The organism is Synechococcus sp. R8-2, from assembly GCF_047461715.1.
In the GTDB taxonomy this organism is placed as follows: domain Bacteria; phylum Cyanobacteriota; class Cyanobacteriia; order Thermostichales; family Thermostichaceae; genus Thermostichus.
This window is the reverse complement of the sequence record NZ_JANSHQ010000444.1, coordinates 1-4,246: the sequence shown is the minus strand read 5'-3', so window position 1 is coordinate 4,246 and position 4,246 is coordinate 1. Positions and strand designations below refer to the sequence as shown.

The 4,246-nt window shown below is 57.9% G+C and carries 6 protein-coding genes; 5 read left to right on the top strand and 1 reads right to left on the bottom strand.

All coding sequences use genetic code 11. The features are described from left to right. Positions 1-1,194: HD domain-containing protein (locus tag NW819_RS10590; protein ID WP_414413716.1), on the top strand; the 1,194-nt coding region annotated here is incomplete at its 5' end. 18 nt (positions 1,195-1,212) lie between these two features. Here NW819_RS10590 and NW819_RS10585 read toward each other — a convergent pair. Continuing rightward, on the bottom strand, positions 1,213-2,898 hold the full coding sequence (locus NW819_RS10585) for an S-layer homology domain-containing protein (protein WP_414413715.1): 1,686 nt from the start codon (positions 2,896-2,898) through the stop codon (positions 1,213-1,215). A gap of 309 nt (positions 2,899-3,207) precedes the next feature. Here NW819_RS10585 and psbE point away from each other — a divergent pair, with 309 nt between their 5' ends. From psbE to NW819_RS10565, 4 genes are all read left to right on the top strand, one after another. Beyond that, positions 3,208-3,453 carry a cytochrome b559 subunit alpha gene (gene psbE, locus NW819_RS10580; RefSeq protein WP_011433109.1) on the top strand — a complete coding sequence of 82 codons (246 nt, stop codon included), beginning with the start codon at positions 3,208-3,210 and terminating at the stop codon, positions 3,451-3,453. A 76-nt stretch (positions 3,454-3,529) separates the two neighbouring features. After that, positions 3,530-3,661, top strand: coding sequence for a cytochrome b559 subunit beta (psbF, locus tag NW819_RS10575; RefSeq protein WP_011433110.1), 132 nt, complete (start codon positions 3,530-3,532; stop codon positions 3,659-3,661). Between the two features lie 5 nt (positions 3,662-3,666). Then, positions 3,667-3,792: a photosystem II reaction center protein L gene (locus NW819_RS10570; protein WP_011433111.1), complete on the top strand. Its 126-nt coding sequence runs from the start codon at positions 3,667-3,669 to the stop codon at positions 3,790-3,792. A gap of 141 nt (positions 3,793-3,933) precedes the next feature. Continuing rightward, a complete protein-coding gene (locus NW819_RS10565) occupies positions 3,934-4,053 on the top strand; it encodes a photosystem II reaction center protein J (RefSeq protein ID WP_011433112.1) in 120 nt (39 codons plus the stop codon). Positions 4,054-4,246: the final 193 nt, after the last annotated feature.

Below are 4,246 nucleotides of genomic sequence, written 5' to 3'. Positions count from 1 at the left end.
TTGGGCAATGGCCAAGAGCCGGAGTTTCTGCGCAGCGTCAAGGTAGGGGCAGTGCGTCTGACCCAGGCTTTTTTGCACCACGATCCGCCCACTTCTGCCGAACTGCAAGCCCTGCGCCAGCACATCCGCGGCATGCTGGAATCCCCCATCGAGCAGATGAAGCGGATCCTTGCCTCTTCACAACAACAGGGATCCCTGCCTTTGGTGGGCACCTCTGGCACCGTCGAGTGCCTGGCCCAGTTGGATGCCCGCCGTCGTTTGGGCGCTCCCCCCAGTCGCCTGCAGGGGTATGAGTTCAGCTTGGAAGCCTTGCGCGGCTACATCAAAGAGCTGCGCTCCCTCACGGTGGCCGAACGGCAAAAGCTGCCCGGCCTGGGGGAAAGGCGGGGGGAGATCATCCTAGCCGGGGCGGTCATCTTGGAAGAAGTGATGACCCTGCTGGGGGTGGAGCGGATCCAGTTTTGCGAACGGGCTTTGCGGGAAGGGCTGATCGTGGATTGGATGATCGGCCAAGGCTTGATTGAGGATCGGCTGCGCTACCACAGCTCGGTGCGGCGGCGCAGTGTGCTCAAGCTGGCGGAAAAATATCAGGTGGAGATCCCCTATGCCGAGCGGGTGGCCGAGTTTGCCCTCAGCCTTTTCGATCAAACCCGCGGCATCCTGCATGGCTGGGGATCCCGGGAGCGGGCTCTTCTCTGGGCGGCGGCCATGCTGCACAACTGCGGCCACTTCATCAGCCATGCCGCCCACCACAAGCACTCCTACTACCTGATCCGCCATGGAGAACTCTTGGGCTTCAACGAAGAAGAGGTGGAGGTGATCGCCAACTTGGCCCGCTACCACCGCAAGTCGCCCCCCAAGAAGAAGCACGAGAACTTCCAGCGCCTCAGCGACGAGCGGGATCGCCAAGTGGTGCTGGAACTGAGCCCCCTGCTGCGCATAGCCTGTGCTTTGGATCGCCGCCGCCTGCAGGCCATTCAAGCCCTGCACTGCCGTTTTCAGCTCCTGGGAGAAGGCCCCCGCCGCATGGAGTTGATTTTGGATCCCAGGCATCCCAAGGACGACTGTGCCCTAGAGTTGTGGAGCTTAAACGAGAAGAAAAAAGTCTTCGAGCAACAGTTCAACCTGCAGGTAATCCCCAAGCTCTCTACCCAGATCCAGCGCAGCGCCGATCCCTTTGAGGCAGCAGTTTAGCCTTCTCGGGGATCCTAGCTAAGGGGCGATGGTAATGGGCGAGGGGCTGGTTTGGGTGGTCTTTTGGCCCCCTCTTTGCAAGATCACCTCGATGATGCCGTTGTTGACCGGCTGCATGTTGAAGGGCAACTGCTGCTGGGTTTCGTATAGGCCCGGCGCCACCTCCCGCATTTCGACTTCCGGCGTTACCCCAACAATCCGAAAAGCAGCCCGCCCCCCCGGATCCCCTCGCATGGTGACTTTGAGAATTTCTCCCATGCGCAGATTGGTGCTGTTGGTGGTGACACTGAAAATCTGGGGCAGTCCCGTGGCGACGGGTGCGGAAACCGGCTGAATGGTGGAGCGGGTTCCTCTGGAGCCATCGATGGAAAAAGGAAAAATCTCCCGATGTTCCTGGCTGAGGCCGTCCTTGGTGAGCACAATCCGCAAGGTGGGATTGTTGGCCTGGTGGGTGGGGGCTACCACGTAGGTGCCTTCGTAGTGGTTGGGTCGTACCTCCCGCATCGGCTGGTTCAGGGCCAGATTCCCCAGATCAAACTGGGCGATCCCTCCAGATTCCCCCCAAATGGCAATGGTGAGAATGTCCCCTTCCACCAAGTCGCGCTGGGGATCCAAGCGAATGGCCTCAATGCGCGGATAGCGATTGCCGGCTGCAGTCAAAGGGGCTGGCTGCGGCAGAGGAGCTGGGGGCGGAAATACTGATTCCACTGGCGGAGGAGCAACATTGCCCAAGGCCAGTTGAGGTAGCCGCCGTTGAACGCGGGTACTGACGCCATTGAGGGTCAACTGAATACTGATGTCGGGGCCAAAGACGGCATCCTGAGGACCAAGGCTATAAACTGCGCGGTAGTAGCCGGGCTGCACCTCCTGCATCGGCAGACCCTGAACCACGCCGCCGATATCAACCGTAGCCCTGCCGTTGGGAGTGGCCTGCGCTTCAATGGTCAAGGTTCCCCCTGCAGGAACACTTCCTCCCTCGGGAGTGATCCGCGTTTGGAAGATTTCGGGTTGGACGGTCTCGGCCACCCGGGCTGGGGAGGGACGCAACTGGGCCACAGGGGGTGGCAAGGGCGGAAGCTGACCGCGATACACCAGGGCCTGATGCAACAACACCGCCCCTTCTGCTCGCCTCAGCACCCGATTGGGCTGAAGACGAGCTGGATCCGGCACATTCACCAGCAGCCCCGCTTCGCCTGCCATGGCCACAAAAGCCCGCCCTACCTCCGGCACATCAGCCGCATCGGTGTACAGAGCCATCCAGCGCTCAATGTCGGCCTGGGTGGGAGCAGGCAATTGCAGAGCCCGCACCAAAATGGCCAGGGCTTCCAGGTGGGTGATATCCCCTTGCGGGCGAAACTCGTTGCCCTCGTATAGGCGCATGGCCCCCGCCTGCAGCACGGCTTGGGCAGTCCAATAGTCGGGGGTGTTGGGCTCCAGGTCGCGAATCTCCTGCACCTGGTTGGGATTGGGAATGTAGCCGAAAAACTCCGTCAGCCACTGGGCCAATTCCAGACGGGTCAGGGTGGCCGACAGGGGTTCTCGGGTGATCACCACATCCGTCTGACGTTCCAGAGCCGCCACGTAGGGGTCGGTCCAGGCCAGCGAGGCTTGCTGCTCCACCCCTTGGGACCAAGCCGGCAAGCTGACACCCGACCAGCCCAGCGTCCAACACAAGCTCAGAGCTAGGGGCCACGAGCACCGCATAGCTGTCACTCCTGTTCCAACAACATCCCCTCAGGGCCAGCTTATCTCAAACTTCCGCCCCATCCTCAAGCCCTCGATGCCCCTTGGGATTGCGCCCTTTGGCAGTGAGATTCTGAAAACTCGGGTAAGAAGGTTCGCCGCAGGGATCCCTTAGGAGATTTTACCTATGCAAGACGGGATCCGGCTTGACAGCAAAGGGCCTAAGCAAGGGTCTCGTAACTTGTAGTTGTGCATCCAAATCCTTATCATTGTGTTATAGACTCAGAAAGTTCAGAAAGCACTTTTGCCCCTACCCTAGGGAGGAGTTTCATGGCTGGCAGCACCGGAGAGCGACCTTTTGTCGATATCATTACCAGTGTCCGCTACTGGGTTATTCACGCCCTGACCATTCCCGCTTTGTTTTTGGCAGGCTGGCTTTTTGTGAGCACTGGCCTGGCCTATGATATTTTTGGCACCCCGCGCCCCAATGAGTATTTCACGGCAGAACGCCAGGAGTTGCCGATCGTTAGCGATCGCTTCAATGCTCTGGAGGAGCTGGAGAGGCTGACTCGCTAGGAGTGCCCGTGGGTAAGTGGACTATTCGTTGTTGCAATTTGTAAGTTGATTGAGCTTTTTGCGTAGGGTGATATCTATGGCCACTAAATCTGATGAACCCGTTTTTTACCCTGTTTTTACCGTCCGTTGGCTGGCGGTACATACCTTGGCGATCCCAACGGTTTTCTTCTTGGGAGCTATTGCTGCAATGCAGTTTATTCAACGGTGAACCCAATGGCTGATCAACCCGAAAGGAATCCCAACTCCCAACCTGTCGAGCTAAACCGCACTTCCCTTTACTTGGGTTTGCTGCTGGTGTTTGTGGTTGGGCTGTTGTTCTCCAGCTACTTTCTCAACTGAGGCCAGGATCCCACTCTGCTCTTGGAGTTGGGAAAGAGCGCAGGGGACAATGCTGGCTTTTGGCTAGCCCTTGCTCCCCTTTGCTAAGTTTACTGAGAATGTAATTGCTGCTAGTTCTGTCTTTTTTGGAGACCAGTTGCTATGACCAGTCAAGCAAGGATCCCTTTGTGGATAGTGGCTGTGGTTGCCGGTTTGGGTGTGATCACGGTAGTTGGGCTCTTTTTCTATGGCTCCTATGTGGGCTTGGGCTCGAGCCTGTAAGTTTGAGGTTTTTAGTCTGTTAGTCTGGTAGTAGCCCGCAATAGGTAGGGGTACAAAGCCGCATGGTTTTTATGGCCTAGCTGAATTCAGTTAGGCCTTTCGATGCTGTTGTATCTACCACTTTTTCCGGGGCTACCCATCACGTTGAAATCCTTTTTGGTGACCAATGCAGGGGAGTCTGTTCCAGTTCCCC